The sequence below is a fragment of the Streptomyces panaciradicis genome (genome assembly GCF_023516615.1).
Taxonomy (GTDB): domain Bacteria; phylum Actinomycetota; class Actinomycetes; order Streptomycetales; family Streptomycetaceae; genus Streptomyces; species Streptomyces panaciradicis.
Genome location: NZ_JAMGBF010000311.1, coordinates 1 through 1,788 on the forward strand (window position 1 = coordinate 1; position 1,788 = coordinate 1,788).

The 1,788-nt window shown below is 66.9% G+C and carries 2 protein-coding genes; both read right to left on the reverse strand.

Annotated elements, in window-relative coordinates:
- Window positions 1-174 precede the first annotated feature (174 nt).
- The gene (locus tag M8J74_RS44095; protein ID WP_249841761.1) at window positions 175-441 is read right to left on the reverse strand and encodes a hypothetical protein; all 267 of its coding nucleotides are present in this window, start codon (window positions 439-441) and stop codon (window positions 175-177) included.
- A gap of 490 nt (window positions 442-931) precedes the next feature.
- Window positions 932-1,666, reverse strand: a complete 735-nt coding sequence (locus M8J74_RS44100; RefSeq protein ID WP_249841762.1) for a GntR family transcriptional regulator — start codon at window positions 1,664-1,666, stop codon at window positions 932-934.
- Between the last annotated feature and the right edge of the window lie 122 nt (window positions 1,667-1,788).

Below are 1,788 nucleotides of genomic sequence, written 5' to 3' on the forward strand. Positions count from 1 at the left end.
CCTGTGGCCTCATCCTTATCAGGTCGATCATGGGGTACCGATGGCAAGGGCTAACGCCCCGCGGACCTTGGCTGGCTGTCCACCAGAAACCGTCTCTGACCGCCGCTGTTCACGCCTGTTGGTGTCAACCACTGGTGTCAACCAACATATGCGCGCTTGACAAGCGCGGGTGCTTCAGCCGCCGGACAACATGACGATCGCTGCCCCGATTCCGATCAGTCCTGCCGTTGCAAGCAGTGCGCCTATCGCTCGCAAGCCGCTGAAGTTCTGCGCTCGGGCCTGGGCAAAGGGCCATCCTTGGAGCCCGGACACGACAACTGCGCGAACCCAGGTCGACCCCTTCTTCGAACCGAATGCCGCTCCCATGGCCAGTGCCGCCACGCCCCAAATCAAGAGGAACACCTGGCCGCCATGGCTGGCTTGCGCGCTGAGCTGCAACATGACACGCATCCTGGCGCGCTCTCTTGGACGCGTCAACGATCTACCTTCACCACCACTGACCCCAACTCCCATCCCGTCCGCCGTCGACCCACACACCGTGGAGCGGGCGTGGTTCATGGCGTCCAGGTGGAGCGCGCCACTGTACGAACGACCTGGACGCCATGGGCCGCGTCTGCTCGGCTTCGCCTGGGTTGACGGCGGACGGGATGGGAGCACCCCGCGCATGCCACAACGGACCCGCGGGCGGAAACGGCGCCCCCTCCATCCCGGTGCCGGCCGATCCCCCGCCGGAGGCATCGTCTTGACCGTGGGCCGCTCAATGCGGTGATCGACTCATGGCTTCCGGCCCTATCCACGTGTGGGCGCGCGTCGGCGGCGGCCGTGCCGAGCGGGCCGAAGGCAGGAGCGCGGGCGCGGCCAGAGCCGGGAAGCGCGCCCGGCGGAGCGGAGCGCAGCCGGGGCTTGATGAGGTAGGGAATCCTGTAACAGCTCAGCTGCTCAGGCGGTACTCCAGGACGTACGAACCGGCGTCCAGAAGCATCTGGTTGACCTCTACGGGGCGCTCGTCCTCGGTGAAGGCGGTGCGGCAGATCTCTAGGACCGGAGTACCGGCCGCGAGGTTCAGAGCGGTGCGCTCTTCCTCGCTGGGCATCCGTGCTCGCAACTCCTCCGAGAATGCGACGGGTTCCGCCCCCAGTTCGGCCAGGCGGGCGTAGCTGCCTCCCGGACCCGTGTTCGGCTGGGCGATAGCCGTGTCTCGCACGAGATCCGCGGGAAGGTACGACGTCGCGATCTGGACCGGGCGGTCCTCGACGACGAACTTCCGGCTCCGCACGATGACCGTCGCGCCGGGTTCGAGGTTCAGCAACCGCCCGATCTGGCGCGGGGCCTCGGCCTCGTAGACCTGGACGTCCGTGACCAGGGGGCGTTGGGCGACATCGGCTGACCAGATGGACTGCCCTGCTTCTCGGCGGGTCTTGGAGAGGCGGTCGTTCGCCACCCGGCGGATCGGCCTGAAATCCCGTACGTAGGTTCCGGATCCGGGCCGCGCGACCGCCAGACCCTCGCTCACGAGGACCTTCAGAGCCTGGTTGGCGGTCATCTTGGCGACGCCGTACGTCTTCACCAACGAAGGTTCGCCGGGCAACCGATCGCCCGGCTGTAGTTCACCGGACTCGATCCGCGCCCGGAGATCGTCGGCGATCTGCCGCGCAGTCTCGGGCATTGTCTCTCCCACTCCTCGATGCTCCCTAGGGTGGTTAGCCTACCTGCCACCCCCTTCCGGCCGCACGAACGCGTACCCGATCACTTCCCGAACCCACCCGCATTCGCAGGTCTCGTTGACAT